This is a genomic window from Lichenifustis flavocetrariae, from assembly GCF_026130545.1.
In the GTDB taxonomy this organism is placed as follows: Bacteria; Pseudomonadota; Alphaproteobacteria; order Rhizobiales; family Beijerinckiaceae; genus Lichenihabitans; species Lichenihabitans flavocetrariae.
In genome coordinates this window covers 51,320-75,464 of sequence record NZ_JAMOIM010000005.1, presented here as the reverse complement: position 1 = coordinate 75,464, position 24,145 = coordinate 51,320, and the positions used below count along the sequence as shown (strand labels likewise).

Genomic DNA, 24,145 nt, shown 5'->3' with positions numbered 1-24,145 from the left:
CTCTCCGCCCGCGAGGGCGAAGAAAGCCTGGGCGCCACCATGAACACGTCAGCAGACGTCGCGCGTCACGCCCAATACCAAGTATTGGCATTGTAGCAATTTTCCTGCACGCTGACGTCTGGCGCGAAGCCCTGGAGCTTGCTCTTCACACCTTGAACCATCGCGTATTGGAAGATCGGCAGGTAGGGAAGGTCCTGGCGGGTCAGCTGCTGCATCTTCAGATAGGCGGCCTTACGCTTTGCCTGGTCGACCGTCGAGGCGCCCTCGGCCAGGCAGGCGTCGACTTCGGGGCTCTCGTACTGGCAGGTGTTCTGGCCGCCGCCGCCTTTGGCACCGATCGACTTGCTGGCGAAGAAGTCGGTCGCGTCGGGGTCGGGGCCGACCATGAAGTCGATGCCGACCATGGCGGAGTCGAATTTCGACATCATCCAATAGTCGCCCCACATCACCGCGGGCGGCAGGTTGCTGATCGTCATCTTGGCGCCGATCTCGGCCCAGTTCTGCTGCAGCAATTGCTGGGCCTGTTCGCGCACATGGTTGCCGGCCGTGGTGGAATTGGTGAATTCCAGCCGCACGCCGTTCTTCTCGCGGATGCCGTCTGATCCGGGCTTCCATCCAGCGTCGTCGAGTATCTTCTTGGCTTTCTCGGGATCGTAGCTCTGCTTGGGCAGATCCGGATTGTAGGCCCAGGATTGCATGGGCAGGTAGGATTCGGTCGGCGTCGGCAGGCCGTAATAGATCTGTTCGATGATGCTCTTCTTGTCCATGGCCCAGTAGAGCGCCTCGCGAACCGCCAGGTCCTTGAACACAGGCTTGCCGAGGTTGAGGCCGATATTCTCAATGAAGGCCTGCGGCACCGGAGTCACCACCCTGTCCGCGAGGGCCTTGGCTTCCTCATAATGGTCGGGCGTGATGCCCTGCAGCCCGATATAGTCGATGTCGCCGGTCTGGAACTGCGTGTAGAGCACCGTCAGATCGGGGACGTATTTGATGACGAGGCGTTCGAGGTAGGGTCCGCCGCCATGATAGGCCGGATAGGCCGCAAGCGTGATGTGATCTCCGGGAATACGCTCGACCCAGGTGAACGGCCCGGTGCCGACCGGCTTGTTGACGAAGGCGGGCTTGTTCGGGTCGGCCTCCTTCTCGAAAATGTGCTTCGGTACGAAGAAGGTCCAGGACAGGATGGCCGGATAGGGCGCGTAAGGCTTGTCCATGCGCCATGTCAGTTCCGTCGGACTGACCACCGTGATGTCGCGCACGAGTTCGTGTCCGGCCTTGCGCCCCGCCAGGAATTTCGGGTTCTGGATCAGCTCGATATTGTATTTGACGTCCTCGGCCGTGAAGGGCGTCCCGTCGTGCCATTTGACGCCGGGCTTGAGTTTGATGCGCCAGTGGAGGCCGTCGGCCGAAAAGCCGCCATTCTCCACGGTCGGGATCTCGGATACGAGATCGGGCACGAAATTGCCCTTGGGGTCGACGCGCCAGAGCGCACTGAACAGATTGAAATAGACCGCCTCGTCGACCTCGATGTGAACGAGCAGGGGATGGAACACGGTGGGCTCCTGCGACAGCCCGATGACGACCTGGCCCGTGGGCTTCGCGGGCGGCGTCGCCGCCAGCGCTTGTGCCATCCAGCCAGCCTGAGGACCGAGCCAGGCGAGCGCGCCGGCCGAGGCTCCGAGCGCCAGAAGCCGGCGCCGGCTTGGTCCTCCCGCCGAAGCGGTGCAGGTGGTGTGACGATCGTCGTTCATCCTGGCGTCCCCTGTTTCAGATCACGCGGGATCCCCGCCCGCGTTCGGGCATGCTGGCGATCAGATCCCGGCAATGGGCCGGGGATTGGACCCGTCGCTGTAACGCGACAGTCGGAAATCATGCGGGTTGACGATCGGCGTCTCGCCGGTGGCGAGATCCGCCACGAGCCGGCCCGCACCCGGCCCGATGCCGAAACCGTGGCCTGAAAACCCCGTTGCAACGATCAAGCCAGGAACGGTGTCGACCGGCGAGATGACCGGCACGGCGTCGGGGGTCACGTCGATCATCCCGGCCCATTCCTGGACGACCTGGGCCTTGGCAAAGATCGGAAAGGCTGCCGTGAGCTTGGCTAGGGCCTCGCGGTTGAATTGGCGATCCGGTGGCGGATCAAGAACCCGGACCTTCTCGTAGGGCGAGACCTGATCGAGCGGCACGGGGGCGGCTTCCGTCATCTCTTGCACGAAGCGATGGTCGACCCGGAGCTTCAGCGCCTTCTTTTCACTCATGAAGGCGGGCCAGAAGGCTTTGGCGAAGCGAAAGCTGTCCGGCACGATCGGCACGACATTCACATAGCCGTTGGCGATCGAGTAGCCGCCATCGAGGCGCTTGCGATAGGCCGCGCCCTCGAACCAGAAGGCCGCGGTCGGGCCGCCTTCGAGTGGGGCTGTGCGCATGACGCTCGCCCGCACCTTCAGCTGCGGCAGGGTGACGTCGAGATCCTTGAGGAAGCGGCGCGACCAGGCCCCGCCGGCCAGCACCGCCGTCGTGGTGCGGATGCGCCCGCGCTCTGTCACGACCGCCGCAACCCGGCCGCCAGCGCGGTCGAGCCCCCGCACGGCGCAGTCGGTGAGGATCACGGCCCCGGCCCGCTGTGCCGCGCGGGCGATGGCCGGCGCCGCCTTCTGGGGCTCGGCGCGCCCGTCCGTGGCGCAAAACAGAGCCGCTTTCCAGCGGCCGCCACCCCCCGGCACATGCTTGTCGAACTCGCTACCGGAGATGATGCGGGCGTCGATCTGATAGGGACGGGCGTGTTCGAGCCATGTCTCATAGCGGGCCACATCGGCGTCGTTCTCGACCGCAAAGGCGGTTCCGGTGGTACGGAAGCCGGTCTCGTCGCCGACCGTCTCGTTCATTCGCTCCCAAAGGCGCAGGCTTTCGACGATGAGCGGGATCTCGCGGGGGTCGCGCCGCGCCTTGCGGACCCACCCCCAATTGCGGCTCGATTGCTCGCCGGCGATGTGACCTTTCTCGCAAAGCACGACTTTGACGCCCCGCTTGGCCAGGAACAGCGCCGCGCTCGTGCCGATGATGCCGCCGCCGATGATGACGACATCGGCTTCTGTCGGCATCTCCGGATTGGGAATGACGGATTCGACTTGGGGTCCCATCGTGTCTGCGGTCCACTTGGTTTCAGAGGGCGCTCAAAGAGCGGGTTCAAGCGCCCAGTTGATCGGGATTTCGGCAACGCTCGCGGTATTGGGCAGATCGAGCACGAATGCGACGATGCGGCCGATATCGTCGGGCTGTGTCAGTTGATCCGGGCGGCCCGGTGCGGCGGCCGCCATATCGGTCGCGACGAAGCCGGGGCAAATGGCGGTCGCCCGAATTCCCTTGTCCCAGCCCGCCTGGCGGATGGCGTGGGTCAAGGCAAGGGTCGCGAATTTGCTTGTCGCATAAAGCCCGGATTGCGCGGAGGCGACCCGTTTTCCCGACAGCGACACCACATTGATGACCCGCCCGCACCCCGTCGCGCTGAGCCAGGGCCACGCGGCGCGCACAAGACGCATCGGCGCTTTCACGTTCACCTCGTAGACGTCGTCGATCTCATGGTCTTCGGCCTCGATCACGCTTTTCGGAATCAGGATGCCGGCATTGGCCACCACGGCATCGATCCGACCGAACCGCGCCACGGTTGCCTCGACCCACGCCGTCTGGCTGCCGCGATCACGGGCATCGTAAGCCTGCACCAGCGTATCGCTGCCGCCGGGCGGCACGTCCATGGCTGTCGGCGATCTTACGCCCAGGCTGAGCTGCCAGTCGTTCGCATCAAGGTGACGCGCGATGGCGGCGCCGATGCCGCGGTTCGCGCCCGAGATCATGACGACCCGACCGGTCCCCTCGGCACTCATCGGTCTCGGCTCCTTCCTGGAGGGGGGCTCACTCCTCCGCGTGTGGATTCATGTCCAGGTAGGTCTCGTAAACCTTGCGCAGAAGCCCGAGCAACTGCGCGCGTTCGGCCGTATCGAGCGCCGCGAAGAACTCGTCGTCCTGCCGCCGCACCAGATCCCTGGTCCGACTCACGAGGGCTTGACCCTCGGGCGTGAGATAGAGTTCCCGCGCCCGGCGTTCGACCCGCGACACCTTCTGCTGGATGAGGCCGCTGCGCTCCATCTGGTCCAGGAGCTTGCCCATGGCCGAGCGGTCCTTGCGGATGAAATGCGCGATCACGGAGGGCCGAATGCCGGGATTGGCGCCGATCAACAGAATGGTCGAGATCTTCCCCGTGCCACCGGATAAGCCGAGCGGCACCGTCTGCTCGTCCAAATCCCGACTGACCAGAAGATTGACGGTGCGAACATAGAAACTCAGCAACGTTCCAAAAATGTCGAAGTCGATGTTCTGGTAATCGATCGTTTTGGGGGCCTGAGCCGCATTGCGCTGCCGCATCGCTCTTCGGCGTTTCAGCGCGTCGGGGACAACCGGAGCCACGGCTTCCTTCCCTATACATCAAGCCCGCTACGCGGACTTGGAAGGCAGAAATAGCAAGAGGAGACTTCACGGTCTCGCTATCATCAAAGAAGATGCGATGACGATTTCGGGGTCGAAGACCCGCGCCGCAGCTCTCCTCACTTACCCGTACAGGAGCTGGTCTATCTTTCGTCAGCAAAGCTTCCAAAGTTGGCACCTCGCATTTTGCCGGTTTCGAAATGCGGAAGAAAATGACGCCAACACGAAAGTCTCTCCGAACTGCGAGAAACGACAACACGGGTATGTATTCTGATGATGGTACATATCCACTATTAGGCGCGTCAAGCGTGCTTTCTGTGCATGCTGCAGAAATATTGGATGCGTTTTTGCCTCTGTCTTCACCGTCTAGGCTGGGTGGGTCGCATCATCGAGAGCATTCGACCGAGTCGGCAAGCAAATCGGTGATTCCAAAGGCTGACCTGGCTAAAATTGTGCTTCGATGGCGGCTTTGTCGATCACCAACCAGACTTGCACGATCTTGGCGTCCTGGAATTCAAAGAAGACGTTCTCAGTGAAACGCAGTCTCTTGCCGTTGATGGCGAGACCCAGGAATGTCCCTTTCGGGTCCTGTCTCGGTTTGAATGCGACGGTGGCCGTCACCGGAACACGCTCCCTCTATATCTGGCGCGGATCAACAAGAGCCACATCCGCTGGGCGCCGCCTGATGATCCGTCACCCGCTCACAGCGGGCGCACGTATGCGCTGCTGGGATCATGTCGGGAGCGACCGCCCGATTTCGTGAGGCTTTGTGCATTGCCGGCGCGGTTGCGGCGCCGCGGAGCTCGTTGCGGCCACGAGTCCGGGCGCGTAGCGTCAAGGCCTGAAGGCGATGCGACGATGATCAAGTTGCCGATCCCTGGCCATTCGGCATTGGAGAAGGCCGGGGGACATGGGCAACCCGCGCGCGGCAGCGGACGATGCCCGCAAACGTGTCGCGCTCCATATGCCATCGCGGCTATGCGAGGCCGAGTAAAAGCCTGCGGCACGTGCTCGTAGGTAAACGTTACATCGCGTGTCTCGGCCGCGGCGCGAGCGGGAAGCATGACATTGAACAGGAAGGATCGTCCATGCGGACCCAAGTAGCGATCATCGGTGCCGGGCCGGCCGGCCTGTTCCTCGGCCATCTCCTGCATCGCGTCGGAATCGATGTCGTCATCCTGGAGCGGCGCACACGGGCCTATGTCGAGGGACGGGTGCGGGCCGGTGTGCTCGAACGGGGCACCGTCGCGCTGATGCGGCGGCTCGGCCTCGACGAGCGCATGACGCGGGAGGGGCTCGTCCATGCGGGCACGAAGCTCGCCTATGACGGTGATATCTTTCGCATCGACCTTGCGGATCTGACGGGCGGCGCCAGCGTCATGGTCTATGGTCAGCAGGAGGTGATGCGTGACCTCTTCGAGGCCGCCGCGATGCGTGAGCTCCCCATCGTGTTCGAGGCGGAGGATGTCGTGATCGAGGGTATCGAGAGTGACGGCCCGACCGTGCACTATCGCACGGACGGTGTGGCGCATCGGGTCGACTGCACGTTCATCGCCGGTTGCGACGGTTTCCACGGGGTCAGTCGGGCCGCGATCCCGCCGGATCGTCTCGCCACCTTCGAGCGGGTCTATCCCTTCGGCTGGCTCGGCATCCTCGCCGACGTCCCCCCGGTCGATCACGAGTTGATCTATGCCAACCACGCTCACGGCTTCGCCCTCGCCAGCATGCGGTCGGCGCGGCGCAGCCGGTATTACATCCAGTGCGGGCTCGACGAACGCATCGAGGACTGGCCCGACGATCGCTTTTGGGACGAGCTGGCTTTGCGGCTCGGGCCGGAGGCGGCGGCTGCGCTTGTACGCGGCCCGTCCTTCGAGAAGAGCATCGCACCGCTGCGCAGCTTCGTGACCGAACCCATGCGCTACGGGCAGCTGTTCCTTGCGGGCGATGCGGCCCATATCGTGCCTCCGACCGGCGCCAAAGGCATGAACCTCGCCGTCTCCGACGTGATCATCCTGGCCGAGGCGCTGATGTCTTATTTCGCCGAAGGCGATCGTTCAGGCATCGACCATTATTCCGAACGCGCACTCGCCCGGGTCTGGAAGGCCGAGCGCTTCAGCTGGTGGTTCACCGGCTTGACTCACCGCTTTCCCGAGATGGATGCCTTTGCGCGCAAGATGCAGCTTGCCGAACTGGCCTATATGCGTGGCTCCCGTGCCGCCCAGACCGTGCTCGCCGAGAATTATGTCGGACTGCCGCTCAGCTGATTTTTCGACCGTCATAATAGCCTCGGGCCTTGAACTGTCGAACGGCAAGTCGAGCGGCCCGCGGATGCCGGTGCGCTCCAGATTTTCTTTAAGCGGCCGTCGACGCCGAGGAAGTCTTTGGGGTGACGGTCGGAGTCTGGTTTCGCAGACTGGTAGAATGCAGTCGGCGGCCGACTTCGCCGATCGCCATCGGTTTCAGCAGCTCGGCGGCAACCAGATAGGCCACGACGATCACGCCGGTCGCCGCCAGCACCGAGGCAGGCGGCAGCTGGAATCCGAACCAGGCGCCGGCGGGCGTGAAGGGCAGCAGCATCGCGCCCAGCAGGGCCAGAAGCGAAGATGCCGCGAGCGCGGGGCTCGGAAGGCTGCGCCAGGGGCGGCCGTTGGTCCGGATGATAAAGATGACGAGGATCTGCGTGATCATGCTCTCGAGGAACCAAGTGGTCCGGGATTCCTCGGGCGCAACGTGGAACACAGCGATCAGGAGCCCGAATGTTGCGAAATCGAACAGCGACGAGAGGGGGCCCATCACGGCCGCGAAGCGGATGATGCCCTTCATGTCCCAGACCTGCGGCTTCGCGGTTGCCTCGGGCCGCACGCCGTCGAACGGGATGCCGATCTCGGAGAAATCGTAGATCAGGTTGTTGAGCAGGATCTGGGTCGGCAGCATGGGCAGGAACGGCAGCGCGACCGAGGCGACCGCCATGGACAGCATATTGCCGAAATTCGAGCTCGCGCCCATGCGGACGTATTTGAGGATATTGGCGAAGGTCCGCCGGCCTTCCTCGACGCCATCCGCCACGACGGCGAGATCCGAGTCGAGCAGGATCATGTCGGCGGCAGCCTGCGCCACGCCGGTCGCGCCATCGACCGAAAGCCCGATGTCGGCGAGCTTCAAAGCGGGCGCATCGTTGATGCCGTCGCCGAGAAAGCCGACGATCTCGCGGCCGGCCTGGAGCGCCTTCACGATGCGGGATTTCTGGTCGGGCGCGAGACGTCCATAGGCGTCGACGGTGCGGACCTGCACGGCCAGCGCCTCGTCGCTCATCGCCGCGATATCGGCGCCCGACAGCACGGCCCCGGCATTCAGGCCGACCAAACCTGCGAGGCGCTTGACGACGATCGGATCGTCGCCGGACAGGATCTTGACCCTGATCCCCGCCGCCGCGAGCCGGGCGATGGCGGCTTTGGCGGTCGGTTTGGGCGGGTCGGCAAAGGCGCAAAGGCCCTCGAAGACCAGGGCCGATTCGTCGCTCATCTCGATCTCACGGGTCGGCCCCGACCAGACACGGGACGCCACGGCAACGGATCGCAGGCCGTCTTGCGCCAGCGTGCCGACCCTGTCGGAGGCGCCTTGCCGTTCACTAGCCCCCATCGGCACAATGGCCGTGCCGTTCCGCGTGGCGGTACAATGTGCCAGGACCGCTTCGGGCGCGCCCTTGACGATCAGCAGCACACCTTCCGGCCCGGTGACCAGAACCGACCCCAGCCGGCGGGAAAAGTCGAAGGCCCGGCGGCCGGCGAGCGTCCACCCCGAGGCGGCCGTCGTGGACCCCTGCATGAGCGCCGCGTCGAGTGCGCCGCGATCCCCGCTGAGGGCGGCCGTGATTGCCCCCAGTTTCGCCGCGCGCGGATCGTCGGATCCGGTCGGATCGAAACTATGGGCCAGGGTGATGGCAGCCGAAGTGAGCGTGCCTGTCTTGTCGGTGCACAGTACCGTCATGGCGCCGAGATCGTGGATCGAGGCGAGGCGCTTGACGATGACCTTGCGCTTGGCCATCCGCATCGCTCCCCGTGACAATGTCACAGTGGTGATCATCGGCAGAAGCTCGGGGGTCAGGCCGACCGCGAGCGCGACCGCGAAAAGTAGCGAATCGAGGACCGGGCGTCCGAGGAAGACCCGTGTCGCCAGGACGATCACGACCAGTGCCATCGTGAGCCGCGCGGTGACGAGCCCATATTCGCGCAGATCGCGCTGGAAGGGAGATGGGGTTTGCACCTCGGCAAGCGCCGCGGCCGCGGCGCCGAACACGGTCGCCTTGCCGGTATTGACGACGAGCGCGGTCGCCTCGCCGCCTTGCGCCACCGCCCCGCGGAAAACGGCGTTCGAGGCTTCGCCGGCCGTCTTGGCCGTGACGCGACCAGCATGCTTCTCGACTGGATAGGGTTCCCCCGTGAGCGCCGCCTCGCCGGTCACGAAGGCGGTGCTGTCGAGGATCAGCGCGTCCGCCGGAATGATATCGCCCGAGCGGATGCGCAGGATATCGCCGGGCACGACCTTGTCGACATCGATGTCGCTGAAGACGCCGTCGCGTTTGACCTCGGCTTTGAGGGCGACCGAGCGGCGCAGCAGGTCGGCGGCCTTGACGGCCTGCCCCTCCTGCACCGTGTCGAGGCCGATCGAGAGCGCCAGGATCGTCACGATGATCAATCCACCGATCGCATCTCCAGTGGCAATCGACACGACGCCAGCCGCGAGAAGGATCAGCGACAGTGGCTCCAGGAGCCTGTGGGCCACGGCGCGGAGCAGGCTTGTGTGCTTGACCTCGGCATCGCTGTTCGGGCCATAGGTCTCGAGCCGGACCGCGGCATCGCCAGCCGTTAGCCCCGCGGTGCCGCAGTGGAGCGTGGCGCACAGCGCCTCGGGCGTCTCCGTCCAGAAGGTGGCGAGCCCAACTGCGGCGCGGGGAGCAGCGGTGGTCATGGCGGTGTTTCCTGGTCGCGCAGGGTCGCATGGGTCTCGTCGGCGATGACCTGTTCCTCGTCGGTCGGAATGACGAAGACGGCGATCTTTGCCGATGCCGCTGCGATGTGCGTCGCGCTCATGGCATTGGCGGAAGGATCGAGCGCGACACCGAGCCAGGCGAGATGGTCGCAGATCGCGGCGCGGACCTGCGGCTGATGCTCCCCGATTCCCGCGGTGAAGACGAGCGCGTCAAGGCCGCCGAGTGTATTGGCGGTCGCGGCGATTTCGCGTGCGATGCGGAACGCAAAGAGATCCAGAGCTTCTCGGGCGGCAGGCTCCGGGCTGGCGAGAAGCTCGCGCGTGTCGGCACTGAGGCCCGAGACCCCGAGAAGGCCTGCCTTGTGGTAGAGCATGTCCTCGACGGCCTCGATGCTCATGCCGCGTGTCTTGACGAGATGAATGAGCACACCGGGGTCGAGTGCCCCGGGGCGTGTGGCCATGGGGATGCCGTCGAGCGTCGAAAAGCTCATGCTTGTGTCGCGGCTTTGACCGCCCTCAAGCCCACAGAGGCTCGCCCCGCTGCCGAGATGCGCAATCACCACGCGGCCAGCGGCGACGTCCGGGGCGATCCGCTTGAGCTCTCCCGCGATGAAGGTGAACGAGAGGCCGTGAAAGCCGTAGCGCTTGACGCCTTCATCGAAGAGCGCGCGCGGGATGGCGAAGCGGCGCACGAGATCACTTTGTGTGCGGTGGAACGCTGTGTCGAAGGAGGCGACCTGGGGAAGGGTGGGCCGCAAGTGCCGGACCGCCCGGATCAGACGGACGCTCTGCGGCTGATGCAGCGGTGCCAGGGGGATCAGGCCTTCGATCGCGGCGAGCGTATCCTCCGTGATCCGGGCCGGCCCCGCGAAACGGTCGCCGCCATGGACCACGCGATGGCCCACGGCCGCGAGATCGGCGCGAGCGAAATGCTGCGCGATCCAGCCGAAGGTCTCTTCGATGACATCGTGAAGATCGTCGGTGACATCTGCTTTCAACGGGATCTCGGTCGTGCGCTCGTGCTCGGTGAGATGGAGGGTGAGAGGCGCTTGACGAAGATCGATCGCGCCCTTGCCAAAGGACTTCGGCCCGTCTTCATCGGTGGCGAAGAGGCCGAGCTTGATCGACGACGAGCCTGGATTCAGGGTTAGGAGGATGCGGTCACTCATGCTGCGAACCCGGCGTGCAGTGATGAAACATGTCGGCCCGCACCTTGCCGCGTAACGCCCAGTAGAACCAAACGGCGTAGGCAGGGTCTCGATCCACACGACCGAGACCTGAAGATCGATCTCGCTTTTGCTTCACGGATGCAGGCCTTCGGGCACGACGTGCCAGACGATCACCCCTTACGCATGACGCCGGGGCTATGACCTGTGGGCCAGACGCATGATTCAGGACCGGATCTCGTGGGCGGCTGGCCACCGCCAGTTGAGAACTTCCGGCATGTCGATTCCGTGCTGGCCGATGTAGCGCCAGTGCTCCACCAGTTTGTCGCGGATCGCCTGCTTGGCGTAGGCGCGGTCCGCACTGAGATGGGGCACCCGGTCGATCGCGTCGATCACGAGATGGAATCGATCCAGCTTGTTGAGAACGACCATGTCGAAAGGCGTCGTCGTGGTGCCTTCGTCCTGAAAACCGTGGACGTGAAAGTTGTGGCTGTTCGCGCGGTTGTAGATGAGCCGGTGGATCAGAGCCGGATAGCCGTGGAACGCGAAGATCACGGGTGCGTCAATCGTGAACAAAGCGTCGAAATCGGCCTCCGGCAGCCCGTGGGGGTGCTGCGATTTCGATTGCAGCGTCATAAGGTCGACGACGTTGATGACACGGACCTTCAGGTCAGGCGCGTATTGGCGCAGCAGGTCGACGGCGGCGAGGCATTCGAGTGTCGGAACATCTCCGGCGCAGGCCATCACGAGGTCGGGCGCGCCGCCGCGGTCGTTGCTGGCCCATTCCCAGATGCCCAATCCGCGCTCGCAATGTTTGATCGCCGCATCCATATCGAGCCATTGTGGCTCGGGCTGCTTGCCCGCGACGATCACGTTGATGCGGTCCCAGCTGCGTAGGCAGTGGTCGGTCACCCACAGCAGCGTGTTGGCGTCCGGAGGCAGGTAGATCCGCACGATGTCGGCCTTTTTGGTGGCCACGTGATCCATGAACCCCGGATCCTGGTGGCTGGAGCCGTTGTGGTCCTGCCGCCAGACATGGGAGGTGAGAAGGTAGTTGAGCGAGGCGATCGGTCGGCGCCATTCGACCTCGCGGCTGGTCTTCAGCCACTTGGCGTGCTGGTTGACCATGGAATCCACGATGTGGATGAAGGCCTCGTAGCACGAGAACAGACCGTGGCGGCCCGTGAGCAGGTAGCCTTCGAGCCAGCCCTGACAGGTGTGCTCGGAAAGGATCTCCATGACGCGGCCATCGGGGCTCAGGTGCTCGTCATCGTCCGCGACCGTCGCGGCGTCCCAATCGCGCCCGGTCGCCTCGAACAGCGCCTGCAGCCGGTTCGATGCGGTCTCATCCGGGCCGAGGACGCGGAAGTTCCGGGTCTCGGCGTTGAGACGCATGACGTCGCGGAGGAACCCACCCATCACCGCCGTCGCTTCGCCATCCGTTCCGCCGGGATGAACCACGGCCACCGCATGGGTCGTGAAGTCGGGCATATGCAGGGCGCGCATCAGCGCGCCGCCATTGGCATGGGGGTTGGCGCTCATGCGCCGGTCGCCGACGGGCGCAAGAGCGGCGATCTCCGCATGTAATCGTCCGGTTTCGTCGAACAACTCGTCGGGCTTGTAGCTTCGCATCCAGTCTTCGAGGGCTTGGAGATGGCCCGGCTTGCCCATGTCGCTGATCGGCACCTGATGGGAGCGCCAGGAGCCTTCCGTCTTCAAACCGTCGACGGTTTTGGGTCCGCTCCAGCCTTTCGGGCTGCGCAGCACGATCATCGGCCAGCGCGGCCGACCATGCGCGCGACCGAGCCGTGCGGCGTCCTGCAGTTCGTGGATCGCCGCGATCGCCGTATCGAGGGCTGCCGCCATGGCCTGGTGCATGAGCGCCGGGTCGTCGCCCTCGACGAAGATCGGGGTATGGCCGTAGCCGACCAGCAGGCTTTCGAGTTCGCTGTGTGAGATACGGGCCAGCACGGTGGGATTGGCGATCTTGAAGCCGTTCAGGTGCAGGATCGGCAGCACGGCGCCGTCCGTCGCCGGGTTGATGAACTTGTTGGAGTGCCAGGCCGCCGCGAGCGGTCCGGTCTCGGCCTCGCCGTCGCCCACGACGCAGGCGGCGATCAAGCCCGGATTGTCGAGCACGGCGCCATAGGCGTGCGCGAGGGAATAGCCGAGCTCGCCTCCTTCGTGGATGGAGCCAGGCGTCTGCGGTGCGGCGTGACTCGGGATGCCGCCCGGAAACGAGAACTGACGGAACAGCTTGCACATGCCGTTCTCATCCTGCGCGACCTCTGGATAAAGCTCGCTGTAGGTGCCTTCCATATAGGTGCTGGCGACCACGCCCGGCGCACCATGGCCCGGCCCCGCAATGAAGAGCATGCTGAGGTCCCGCGCCTTGATCAGCCGGTTCAGGTGCACGTAGATGAAATTCAAGCCCGGCGTCGTCCCGAAATGGCCGAGCAGGCGCGGCTTCACATGCGCCATCGTGAGCGGCTCGCGCAGCATGGGGTTGGCGAGAAGGTAGACCTGGCCGACCGACAGGTAGTTCGCGGCGCGCCACCAGGCCTGCATGAGCCGAAGCTCGTCCGGCGCGAGCGGCTCTGCGGCGAACGTGGCGGGAGTGTGAACGTTCATGGGGGCGATCCTTGCGACCGGGTGGCAGGCTTCGCCAGAAGCGGCGCCGCGATGGAGACCATGATGCCGCAACGTCGCGACCGGTCCGTGATGGTTTGGTGACGGTCGCACCGTTGCGTCACCGCATGAGCCAGACTGCCGGGCTTCGGATCAGACGACCGCCAGGTCGTTCTCGACCATCGTGACACCCGGGGCGGCCCATGCGGTCCTGGCTGCCACCTGCTTTTCGTGCAGCGACTGAACTGTACCGGCCAGCCGAACGACTCCTCCGGCAGCACTCACATCGATCGTCTTGGGATCGAAGAACCAGGAGCGATGCAGGGCATGCGTGATGTCGTCGCTCAGATTGCCCACACTGACTTTCGGCGTGAGCGTGATCTGGTTGTCCAATCCCACCACCCCCGGCAGCCCGCGAAGGTCCGACTCGGCGTCTTCCCGTTGGAAATTCCAGGGCACCTGCCCGCTGAGGGTGAGCCAGCCCTTCTCCACCTTGACGGTCACATGATAGTCGCGGTCGGTCTCGTGCCATGCGAGCCGATCCAGAGCCGCCCGGGCAATATCGTCGTCGTTGCGCTGGTCGCCATCGGGCAACCGCACTCTGATGTCTTCCACCACCGCCTTTACGCCCCTGATGCGGCGTGTCGCCAGTTCGGCGGCGTGTTTTTGGACGAAACTAGTGACATGGCCGGAAAGGCACACCACGCCGCCTTCGGCAGTGACGCCGATGTGGGCCGCGGTCACGCTCGGCTCCCACCCCAATTCCTCGAGTACGGCTTTCTGCAGATCATGATCGGGGCTCATGGAACGTCTTTTTAAGTTGGAGAGCGGACTAGCTGTATTCGAATGTTTCTCTGCAAATGACGTCGTATTCGGACACGTGCGGATGCTGATGACTTGCCGGTCTTGCAAGGAAGGTGGCTACTGCCAGTCCTCCGCCTGTCTGAACCTTGCTAGATCAACTGCAGGAGAGCAGTTGGGTCGAGCGATCCCGACGCCTCAGGCTGCCTTGTCGACGTCTCCGCTGTATTGCTGCGCATAGTGTTCGCTGGCCAAGGCGATATGACGCGCCGCGAAGGCCATCTGGCCGTGGGCGATCTGGGCATGATGAGCGGCGCGCTCGTGGTCGCCGGCTTCGAGTTGCCTGGCCGCTTTGGCATGATGCTGCGCCGCCGTCTCAAGATGAGCCGCCGCCGCCGTATGGTTCTCGGCGGCCTTCGATTTGATCGACATGGGATGCCCCGCTCGCCCTGTTCAAAAGGGCGCTGGTTGTGAGTCTCGACCGGTTCGATGACCAAGCCCTCACGAGAGTGCGCCGTCATCACGGCCCGGCGCGATAGGCGACCTTCGGCGGGACGGTCCGCTTCATAGGCACGGTTTACGCCAGAAGTCGGCGCGCGGCGGGACCCGTCTTCGCGAACCCACTATGCAATTCCGCATGGCGTGAAAGTCCCTAAAGGGCCACCTGCTTCGGTTTGGGCCCCGCAAGCTTCCACGAAGTCGCTCGCCTGCAGCCCTGAGCGGCTTCTATTTGGCTCCGGTCGCTATTGCGATGTCGGCAGGCACGGCCGGGTCCAGTCGGTCGGCCAGCCCGCGGACCCATTTGGTGATGTGATCGAGGGTCACCCGGATCCGGGGTGTCTCGCGATTGTCCTTGTGCACCACCAGCCAGATGCCGGCGCTCGGGATCAGCGAGGGCAGGGGCGGCACCGTCAGGCGGATCAATCCGGGCTCGCGATCGGCGCGAAAGCGGAGCAGGCTCGCGAGGCCACCGCCTTGGACCGCTGCCGCGAGCGCCGCGGAATGGCTGCTTGTCTGCATCGCGATGCGGGCGCGCGGCGCGAGCTCGGCGAGCCAATCGGTCTGGGTCGCGTCCTGGATGCCGTCCAACTGCGTGATCAGGTGATGGCCGGGGCAGCCATCGCGGACATCGAGATCCCCGTGGCGCGCGAGATAGTCGCCGCTCGCGTAGAGCCCGAAGGCCGCGACGCCGATCCTGCGGACCACGAGATCATGCTGCTCGGGCTGTCGCAGACGCACCGAGATGTCCGCCTCGCGCATCGACAGGCTGAGCTCGCGCGCGTTGGGAATCAGTTCGATCATGATGTCGGGATGCGGCACATGCAGCGTGCCGAGACACGGGGCGATCAGGTTGCTGGCGATCGTCTCGGAACAGGTGACACGCACGAGGCCGGCCAAACGCGTGTCGCGACCGATGACCTGGCGTTCCAATGCGAGCGCTTCCGCCTCGACCCGCTCGGCCTGCTTGCGCACCTCGTCGCCCGCCAAGGTGGGGACATATCCCTCCGGGGTCCGGTTGAGCAGGCGCACCCCGAGACTGGTTTCGAGCGAGGCGAGCCGGCGCCCCACCGTGGACTGCGCGACATGAAGGCTCTTCGCGGCCGACGAGAGGCTTGAATTCCGCGCGACGGCCAAGAAGAACCGGAGATCGTCCCAATCAAGCATGAGCGACCTCCAGCGATCCTCTTCGTCTAGGGGCCCTGCGGATCGTCTTCACGCGTAAGGTCGCAAAGGCTCAGCAGACGATCTTAACATATGATGGATTCTGGAGATACCTGCCTCGCCTCGACCCGTCGGCCAAGCTGGGCCATCGGCGCCTGCATATTTGGATAGCCGGTAACGAAAAATAGACTGTTCCACCGACTACCGGGCGGATCCATAAGTATAACCGTACTCTAAATATTTCGAACTGCAGGAGATACGCTGCGATCCTCGAGCAGAAGCAACGACCTTTCGAAGGAACTCTGATGGCGGGGGAGCGCTAAATCCAGCGAGATGACACACTCACCTGCGAGTCTGGAACGTTCCGTTTGGTGGTGAAAAAAGTGAACGGGTTCCTCCGCTTCATGGTGTTCCGACGCACCGCCGAATGCGGGGTGCCGCAAGAACTTCTCGGCTCCGGCACCGCAGACAACCAGCGCGCCGCGATGCTGTCGGCGCAGCAGATGGCACATCAATTCGACCGGTGAAGCCCGGGTCTTTGTGGTCCAGGGAGACGCAAAGCATGTCAGGTCGGTCCTTCGCCCTCGTCCGTTGCCACCGGGATCTCGTCCATTGCCCATGGCTGCACGACGCACAACTCCCAGGGATTGACCGATGACCTATTCGACCGTGATGACGCATATGGACGTGGGCTCCGAGAACAGCGGGGTGCTGCGGGTGACAACGGCCCTGGCCAAGCGGTTTGGCGCTGGCGTCATCGGCATCGCGGCCTGCCAGCCGATCCAGATGGTCTATGGCGACGGGTATGTCGCGGGAGACATGATCCAAGAGAATCTTGCCGAGATCGCGCTGGAAATGAAGGAAGCGGAAGCGCGTTTCCGATCCGCCTTGACGGGCAAAGCCGCGCCTCTGCAATGGCGTTCGGTGAATGCCAGTGTGCAATTGTCCGACTTCGTGGTGCGTGAGGCGCGCGCCGCCGACCTCATCATCACCGGTCCCGACCTTGGATGGTCCGCGTTCGATGCGTCGCGGCGCGTGGTCATCAGCGATGTGGTTCTGCAAGCCGGGCGACCGGTTCTCATTGTGCCGCCAGGAGCGGAGGACCTGCGACTGGAGCGCGTCGTCATTGCCTGGAAGGATACGCGCGAGGCGCGCCGCGCCATCGTTGATGCCTTGCCAATGCTCAAAATGGCCGGACAGGTCATCGTCCTCGAAATCACAGTTGAAGATGACACGAAGGACGCCCCTGGCCGCCTCGATGACATCACGGCGTGGCTTCATCGCCATGGCGTTGCCTCGACCTACGATGTTGTGGCGTCCATTGGTGACGACGCCGCGCAACTGAACGGGTTGGCGGAAGCCCAAAGCGCCGACCTGATGGTCGCCGGGGCCTATGGGCACGGGAGGCTTCGGGAATGGGTGCTCGGCGGCGTGACGCGCAACCTCCTGTCTCACCCGAGCCGCTGCACCCTCGTTTCGCATTGAAGGTGCCGCGCGGGATCCTTATGCCAGATCGCCTCAGCCATCACGATGCACGGCGTCAGCCGATCTACCCGCAATTGCATCGCAACCGATGGCGGCTTGATTTAGCCGCCATCGGTTTCCGGCAAACCGCCCTACCTATGCGGACCGCCAGGCGGCAAGGTCACTGGAGCATCGAACTCGGGTCACGGCCTGCAGCGGATGACACATGGTCAGCCGACCTGTGTCCGTTGGAACCCATATCTGGTCGATCTTTGGGGCAACGCTGCAATTGGCGGATCGGAAGACCGAAGGCACAGATTCACGCCTGCTAAGCTGGCGTTATCAGGCGCTTGTGGGCGGCCCGCAATTCTTCGATCGCTTCCTCGATCTCAGCGCGCTGCCGTTCGAGATGGCTGATCTGTGTGGCGATCTGCTCTGGATTGAGAGAAAGCGCTGTCGGGGGTTGAAGCGACCCGCGTTTTGTCGCCAGCATGTCCCTGATTTCACCCAAGGTGAAGCCAAGTTGCTTTCCCTTGAGAATCAGGATGAGGCGCGATTTGTCCTCCTCTCGATAAAACCGAGCCGTCCCGTCGCGATAGGGAGACAGCAAACCGCGATCCTCGTAGAATCGAAGCGTCCGCAGACTGACGCTGAACTCCTTTGCAAGGTCGCCGATGGTAAAGAGTTGCTCACGTGGCTCGGGACGAGCCTTGGCCTTAGATGAGGGTGCTGACGACTCGGAACGTTGGGGGACGTTCATCATTGGTACCGTGTGTTCAGCGTGGGGTATACGCACTGGCGCGCAGCCACGTCATAGTAGGCGACACGAAGCGGAGTGCAACCAAAAGTTGCATTGTCACAGGAGCATATCACCCAATGTGAGACGGAGGAGCTACAGGCACGTGTTAACGGCTTGTTTACCGTGCCGAACGAAAGTCAGCTGGCCCGCTTCGCAAGCTGATCGGCATACATGCGTCTGTCGTTAACGCATCGTCCGATTGTTCGAAGCGGACCTATGATCTGATCTCCGGCCTGCTGGGCGCGTTATGAACAAGCCAGTTCCTTGGAACGTCAAAGGCGTCGGATTCGATGCCCGTGAAGCCGCACGGATTGCGGCAAAGCGGGCTGGTCTCTCTGTCGGCGACTGGTTGAATAATGTCATTTCGGCGCGTGCGGCAGAGCTCGGCGTGAACACCGACGAGGTCAACCAAAGGGATCGTCTCGAAGCCATCGCGACCCGCCTGACGAGGCTCGATGAGCAGCACGGTGACGAGCCGGCCTCGTTGGACGCGACAGATGATGGGCACCAGGGCGAGACACAGATGCGCGCCTCCGGTGCCGCCCTCGTGGATGCCACGGCTGATGTGTCGGGCGGAGCCGGGTTGCTAACCGAGCGAGCCACGACTTTGCCACCGCGTGCAAGTTCTGCAGCGCCGTCGAGGGGGCGTCGTGACGGCATGCGGGCGTCGGGGCCATCGAGTACGGCGTCATGGACGGCGCGGAGCGGGCTTGCGTCTCAGTTGAAGGGCATCGCGGGCGGGCGTCTCGGGGAACAGAGCTTCGGGCTCGCTCCGACTCTCGATACCGACATGGAGATGGGGGAAACCGGGACGAATGGGAGCTCACGCGCTTACATGCAGCCTGAGAATGGCGAGCTTGCCCAAGCCCATGAACCCCTTGGGTCGAGGAAAAACGTACGTGCTGCCGCTCGCACCCCGGACATGGACGTGGAGCGGCTCGATGCGCGGCTCACATCCATCCTGAAGAAGCTCAACCGGTCCTTCGAAGATGCTGATCTTTTCGGGGAGGCTGTCGCGGATCGTTCCGATGAAGCTCCTGCCTCGATAAAAAACGCCAGCCTACAGCCGCTAGCGTCGAATGGGGGGCGGCGTGACGAAGTCGGAACCCGCATGGTAGAGCCGGCCCGCGTGGCGCGGCGGGAGAGAGAAGCCCAGCCATTGGCGCGACGTGCGGAAAAAGCGGGCGGTCCCGCGCCCTTTGCCGACCTGCACGCTGATTTCAAATCCCTGGCTGAACGGTTGGACGCCCAGACGATGTCCTCTCCCCGAGGTGGCCCACTCTCCAGCGAGGCCGGGACGCCCGATTCTCCGCGACAACCAGGCTCGACGCAGCCTGTGTCCCGCCCGGGCGATCGATCGACGGATCGGTCAATCGACGCGCTGCGCCGCGAGGTGGCGCTACTGTCCGAGAGCCTCTCGCAGCTGGCACCGCAGCAATCCGTGACTTCGTTGGAAACGGCAGTGCGGGAACTGATCGGGCGGGTCGATCTCTCGAAGCTCGACGGGGTGCAGGCCTCCGTTCTCGCGCCTGTCGAGCGGCTTAGCCTCGAGATGCGCGAAGCGATCCGCGCGGCAGACCCTTCCAAGGCCATGGAATCTGTGCGTCGCGACATGCGGGGTCTGGCGGACAAAGTCCAAAGTCTGCAGCAGGCGAGCGATCACAAGGCTGTCGCGGAGATCAGAAACGAAATCCGTGCGATGCACGAGGTGATCGACACCTTCTCGGGCCGGCTCCAAACCTCGGAACGGCTCCATGATGAGATTCTGGCCCTAGGCAACCAAGTCAGTGATCTGGCCCAGCGGACCTCGCCGGCTGTGTCACGCGATCTCGGCAACGCGATCGGCGACATCCGTGGCTTGCTGAAGGACTTGGGATCGAACGGGATCTTAGGGACCATCGATCGCAGGATCGAAGCCTTGTCAGCGCGGATCGACAAGATCGCGGAGGCGAACCAGCAGCCACAGACGCTGTTCGAGGATCTCACGCGACAGATCGATCAGGCGCACGAAACGCTGGCGGCCCGCCTTTCGGCGCGTGTGTCTCCGCCGGTCAGCTTGGCGGGGCTCGAAGAACGTATCGGAACTCTATCGGCCAAGATCGATACGTTCAGCCGGGCCTCGCAGGACGTGAATGCGCTCTACGGCCTTGTGGGCGGCTTGGCCGACCGCATCGACGATGCGCGAAATCCACAGGCCGACGCCGAGGCGATGAACGCCCTCCAGGCGCAGATCGGCCAATTGATGGAACGTCTCGACCGCTCGGACACGGGCAGTGCGGCCCTCGCCGGGATCGAGCGCCTGATCGGCGACCTGTTCCTTCAGATCGAACAATCCCGGAACGTCGCCATCGATGCGGCCGAGAATGCGGCCCGCACCGCGGCTCAGGACACATTGCGAGCCGCCCTCGACAATCCCAAGCTGAACGGCGGAGAGCTCACAGTCCAGACCGGGCTCGACGTCGATCACGTGAGCCAGGGGCTGGCGGAACTCCGCCGCATCCAGGAAGCCTCGGAACGTCGCGTCAATACGACTCTCACGGCCCTTAACACGACGCTGGAACGCCTGGTCGATCGCCTCGTGACGGAGCGCACCGCGCCTGAAGCGCGTATGTCGATCGCGGACGCGGACACGGCCCCAAAGCCGGCCCGCCGTCGCAATCGGTCCCCATCGGAAACCGTCCTCCCCGAAAGGCAAGATGCGCGGCATAAGTTCGATCCCGAACAATTTCTGATCGAGCCTGACGTGGCGCTTGGAATGCTCTCGGCTGCGTCCGGCCACGATGGGGCCGCGCCGCCCTTCGCGCCAACACCGGACATCGGCCCGAACGCGAGATCGTCGTCGGCAAGCAGCGTCGCGCCGCTCATCGCCGCCGCGCGCCGCGCCGCGCAAGCCGCCCAAGCCTCAGCCATGGAGGCCTCGCTGACCGCCGGCGCTGCGAAGAGCGATCCGGTCTCTACCGACACCGAACAGAAAGCTCATTCGTTCTTCGCAAGGAAGCGCCGCCCGCTTTTGCTCGGATTGGCGGGACTGGTGTTGCTCCTCGGAACCTTGCAGATCGTCCGGCTTTCCACCACCGGCGACAGGACGGTCGACCTTCCGCCTCGCAAGGTGACGGGCGACGCAGCTCCAATCGGCGGCGAACAGGCAAGTCAGGATGCCGACGCTCGCGCCCGAAAGGGAAGTGAAGCCCCGGCTGATCCAACACCCTCAACGCACGTCGATCCTGCACCTAAGGCGCCGCCAAGTGGCACGTCGCTGCTGACGCCTCCGGAACAGAGGGACGTTGTTGCCTCGCGCTTCATGGGTGGGGCCGCCATCCCGACGGATCCCCAAGCCAGTGCCTCACCGCAGGTTGCGGCGCCGCCCGATACTGGAATGAGCGGGATCAGCCCGGGTTTGCGCGATCTCGCCTCGAGCGGCAATGCCGCGGCCCAGTTCGAGGTTGCTGTCCGCCTGTCCGAGGGACGTGGCGTGACGCGAGACGCCAAGCAGGCGGCAGCCTGGTTCCAGCGTGCCGCGCAACAGGGCCTGGCCTCCGCTCAGTACCGGCTGGGGTCGATCTACGAAAAGGGGGTCGGTGTCGCAGCCGATCCGGCCCTGGCGGTGGCCTGGTATCAGAAGGCGGCCGGACAAGGCAATGTTCGAGCGATGCACAATCTGGCGGTCATGTCGGCGGAGGGCGCCGGATCGAAGCCTGACTACGGCAAGGCCGTCACGTGGTTCACGAAAGCGGCCAGCTACGGGGTGCGGGACAGCCAGTTCAATCTTGCCGTCCTGTTCGCGCGCGGCTTGGGTGTCCCTCAGAACCTCGAGCAATCCTACGCATGGTTCGCGCTCGCAGCCGACCAGGGTGACGCCGACGCTGTCGCTAAACGCGACACGATCGCGGCAAAGCTCGACGCCAAAGGATTGGCCAACGCCAAGGCTTCAGTCGCATCCTTCCATGCGCTGGTTCCGGATGCCGCCGCCAATGACGTGCCGGTGCCTCCTGGCGGATGGGATGCTGTCGCGCCGGCCAAGACAGCGAACCGCAAGGGCGAGGCACGCATCAGCAGCATGTGAGGTTCGGTGCCCTACAAAAAAGCCCCGGGCCGAAGCCCGGGGCTTTTTTGTTTCAGATAATCGAAACGATCACGCCGAAGGTTGCGGTTCCAATTCCGGGCCCGGCTTCGGACGGCCCTTGCCCACATTCGGTACAGCCGAGGGACGCGGCGGGGGCTCGTCGCCAGACTCACGCACGGGCGGGCGCCCCTTGAGAAGTCCAAGGATTTCGTCGCCCGTCAGGGTCTCGTATTCGAGCAGCCCCTTCGCGAGGGATTCGAGATCGTTGCGGCGCGTCGTGAGGATTTCCGTTGCTTGAGAAAGCCCCGTCTCGACCAGACGACGCACCTCCGAATCGATCTTCTGTGACGTGGACTCGGAGATGTTTTGCTGGCGACCCATGGAGTAGCCGAGAAAGACCTCTTCCTGGTTCTCGCCGTACATCACCGTGCCGAGCTCGTCGGAAAAGCCCCAGCGCGTCACCATAGCGCGCGCCAGCTTGGTGGCCTGCTCGATGTCGGATTGGGCTCCCGAGGTCACCTTCTCCTTGCCGAATACAAGCTCCTCAGCGACCCGGCCGCCCATCAGCACCGCAAGACGGGATGTCATCTGCTCGAAGCTCATCGAGAGTTTATCGCGCTCAGGCAGCTGCATCACCATGCCGAGTGCGCGTCCACGCGGGATGATCGTGGCTTTGTGGACCGGATCCGTCGCCGGAACCGTCAGCGCCACGATCGCGTGTCCACCCTCGTGATAGGCGGTGAGCATCTTCTCCTGTTCGGTCATCACGAGGGTTCGCCGTTCAGCGCCCATCATGATCTTGTCTTTCGCATCTTCGAATTCGACCATTGTGACGATCCGCTTGCCGCGTCGCGCCGCCATCAATGCCGATTCGTTGACGAGGTTCATCAGATCGGCACCCGAGAACCCCGGTGTCCCACGTGCCACCGTCTTGAGATCGACGTCGGGCGACAGCGGAACCTTGCGCACATGCACCTTGAGGATCCGCTCGCGACCGATCACGTCTGGATTCGGAACCACGATCTGACGATCGAAGCGGCCCGGACGCAGAAGGGCGGGGTCGAGAACGTCCGGCCTGTTGGTGGCTGCGATCAGGATGATACCTTCATTCGCCTCGAACCCGTCCATCTCGACAAGAAGCTGGTTCAGGGTCTGCTCACGCTCGTCGTTGCCGCCGCCGAGGCCCGCCCCGCGATGACGCCCGACAGCGTCGATTTCGTCGATGAAGATAATGCAGGGCGCATTCTTCTTCGCCTGCTCGAACATGTCACGGACCCGGCTCGCGCCGACGCCGACAAACATTTCCACGAAATCCGAACCCGAGATCGTGAAGAATGGCACGTTGGCTTCACCCGCGATGGCGCGCGCCAGCAAGGTCTTACCAGTGCCGGGCGGTCCAACAAGCAGGACGCCACGCGGAATACGACCACCAAGTCGCTGAAACTTCTGCGGATCACGAAGAAACTCGACAATCTCTTCAAGATCTTCCTTGGCCTCATCGACGCCAGCGACATCTTCAAATGTCACACGCCCATGTGCTTCAGTGAGAAGCTTCGCCTTCGACTTGCCGAATCCCATGGCTTTACCGCCAGCCCCCTGCATCTGCCGGGACATGAAGATCCACACGCCGATGAAAGCGATCAGCGGAAGGCCGTTGACCAGCAGAGTCACCAGCCAGGAATTGCCATCCGATGGGGGCTTGGCCGTGATCGACACATTCTTCTTGTACAGCGTCTGGACAAGGGAAGGGTCGTTCGGCGCATAGGTCGAGAAGGCCCGGCTGTCGTTGAAGTGGCCTGTGATCTCGGCTCCGGCGATCGTCACCTCACGAACATGGCCTTGATCGACCTCGCTCAGAAGCTGGCTGAAGCTGATATCTTGCGACTGCGAGCGTTGGCCTGGATTCTGGAACAGCAGAACAAGGGCCACGACCAGCAGGAATATGATCACCCAAAGGGCGAAGTTCCGGAAATTCGGATTCATCTCTGACCCGTGTCTCAACTGATGCCCCGACACTTGCGCACCGGGAAGAGGTGTACGTCGACTGCATCCGCCCGACGGGCCGCACCGATGTCAAACTGCAATGTATGCCGC

At 63.9% G+C, this 24,145-nt stretch carries 16 protein-coding genes and 1 pseudogene; 4 read left to right on the top strand and 13 right to left on the bottom strand.

Annotated elements, in window-relative coordinates:
• Positions 1 to 65: 65 nt before the first annotated feature.
• The 5 genes and pseudogenes from M8523_RS09530 to M8523_RS09510 all read right to left on the bottom strand — a co-directional run.
• Complete coding sequence (locus M8523_RS09530) at positions 66 to 1,751, bottom strand: peptide ABC transporter substrate-binding protein (RefSeq protein ID WP_282584627.1); 1,686 nt, start codon at positions 1,749 to 1,751, stop codon at positions 66 to 68.
• 60 nt (positions 1,752 to 1,811) lie between these two features.
• The gene (locus tag M8523_RS09525) at positions 1,812 to 3,140 is read right to left on the bottom strand and encodes an NAD(P)/FAD-dependent oxidoreductase (protein WP_282584626.1); all 1,329 of its coding nucleotides are present in this window, start codon (positions 3,138 to 3,140) and stop codon (positions 1,812 to 1,814) included.
• Between the two features lie 33 nt (positions 3,141 to 3,173).
• Positions 3,174 to 3,881, bottom strand: a complete 708-nt coding sequence (locus tag M8523_RS09520) for an SDR family NAD(P)-dependent oxidoreductase (RefSeq protein ID WP_282584625.1) — start codon at positions 3,879 to 3,881, stop codon at positions 3,174 to 3,176.
• A 28-nt stretch (positions 3,882 to 3,909) separates the two neighbouring features.
• On the bottom strand, positions 3,910 to 4,461 hold the full coding sequence (locus tag M8523_RS09515) for a MarR family winged helix-turn-helix transcriptional regulator (RefSeq protein WP_282584624.1): 552 nt from the start codon (positions 4,459 to 4,461) through the stop codon (positions 3,910 to 3,912).
• A 462-nt stretch (positions 4,462 to 4,923) separates the two neighbouring features.
• Positions 4,924 to 5,064: pseudogene (locus tag M8523_RS09510) on the bottom strand (ester cyclase); the annotation flags it as partial.
• 503 nt (positions 5,065 to 5,567) lie between these two features.
• Between M8523_RS09510 and pobA the strand changes: the two are divergent.
• Positions 5,568 to 6,743 (top strand): 4-hydroxybenzoate 3-monooxygenase, encoded by a 1,176-nt coding sequence (gene pobA / locus M8523_RS09505; protein WP_282584623.1) that lies wholly within the window; start codon positions 5,568 to 5,570, stop codon positions 6,741 to 6,743.
• Positions 6,744 to 6,831: 88 nt separating this feature from the next.
• On the opposite strand, the gene mgtA is transcribed toward pobA, so the two are convergent.
• From mgtA to M8523_RS09475, 6 genes are all read right to left on the bottom strand, one after another.
• Positions 6,832 to 9,447, bottom strand: coding sequence for a magnesium-translocating P-type ATPase (mgtA, locus tag M8523_RS09500; protein ID WP_282584622.1), 2,616 nt, complete (start codon positions 9,445 to 9,447; stop codon positions 6,832 to 6,834).
• On the bottom strand, positions 9,444 to 10,637 hold the full coding sequence (locus M8523_RS09495; RefSeq protein WP_282584621.1) for an acetate/propionate family kinase: 1,194 nt from the start codon (positions 10,635 to 10,637) through the stop codon (positions 9,444 to 9,446). The genes mgtA and M8523_RS09495 overlap by 4 nt, the downstream gene beginning before the upstream one ends.
• 222 nt (positions 10,638 to 10,859) lie before the next feature.
• A complete protein-coding gene (locus M8523_RS09490; protein WP_282584620.1) occupies positions 10,860 to 13,265 on the bottom strand; it encodes a phosphoketolase family protein in 2,406 nt (801 codons plus the stop codon).
• A 150-nt stretch (positions 13,266 to 13,415) separates the two neighbouring features.
• Entirely contained in the window at positions 13,416 to 14,066 is a 651-nt protein-coding gene (locus M8523_RS09485; protein ID WP_282584619.1) for a BON domain-containing protein, read from the bottom strand.
• Positions 14,067 to 14,261: 195 nt separating this feature from the next.
• A complete protein-coding gene (locus M8523_RS09480) occupies positions 14,262 to 14,495 on the bottom strand; it encodes a hypothetical protein (protein WP_282584618.1) in 234 nt (77 codons plus the stop codon).
• 294 nt (positions 14,496 to 14,789) lie between these two features.
• On the bottom strand, positions 14,790 to 15,728 hold the full coding sequence (locus M8523_RS09475) for a LysR family transcriptional regulator (protein ID WP_282584617.1): 939 nt from the start codon (positions 15,726 to 15,728) through the stop codon (positions 14,790 to 14,792).
• A 380-nt stretch (positions 15,729 to 16,108) separates the two neighbouring features.
• Here M8523_RS09475 and M8523_RS09470 point away from each other — a divergent pair, with 380 nt between their 5' ends.
• Complete coding sequence (locus tag M8523_RS09470; RefSeq protein WP_282584616.1) at positions 16,109 to 16,252, top strand: hypothetical protein; 144 nt, start codon at positions 16,109 to 16,111, stop codon at positions 16,250 to 16,252.
• 127 nt (positions 16,253 to 16,379) lie between these two features.
• Positions 16,380 to 17,210, top strand: a complete 831-nt coding sequence (locus tag M8523_RS09465) for a universal stress protein (RefSeq protein WP_282584615.1) — start codon at positions 16,380 to 16,382, stop codon at positions 17,208 to 17,210.
• A 307-nt stretch (positions 17,211 to 17,517) separates the two neighbouring features.
• Here M8523_RS09465 and M8523_RS09460 read toward each other — a convergent pair whose 3' ends face one another.
• A complete protein-coding gene (locus tag M8523_RS09460; RefSeq protein ID WP_282584614.1) occupies positions 17,518 to 17,949 on the bottom strand; it encodes a MerR family transcriptional regulator in 432 nt (143 codons plus the stop codon).
• A 286-nt stretch (positions 17,950 to 18,235) separates the two neighbouring features.
• Here M8523_RS09460 and M8523_RS09455 point away from each other — a divergent pair, with 286 nt between their 5' ends.
• The gene (locus M8523_RS09455; RefSeq protein ID WP_282584613.1) at positions 18,236 to 22,051 is read left to right on the top strand and encodes a hypothetical protein; all 3,816 of its coding nucleotides are present in this window, start codon (positions 18,236 to 18,238) and stop codon (positions 22,049 to 22,051) included.
• A gap of 69 nt (positions 22,052 to 22,120) precedes the next feature.
• Here the strand turns inward: M8523_RS09455 and ftsH are convergent, their stop codons facing one another.
• Entirely contained in the window at positions 22,121 to 24,034 is a 1,914-nt protein-coding gene (gene ftsH, locus M8523_RS09450; RefSeq protein ID WP_282584612.1) for an ATP-dependent zinc metalloprotease FtsH, read from the bottom strand.
• Between the last annotated feature and the right edge of the window lie 111 nt (positions 24,035 to 24,145).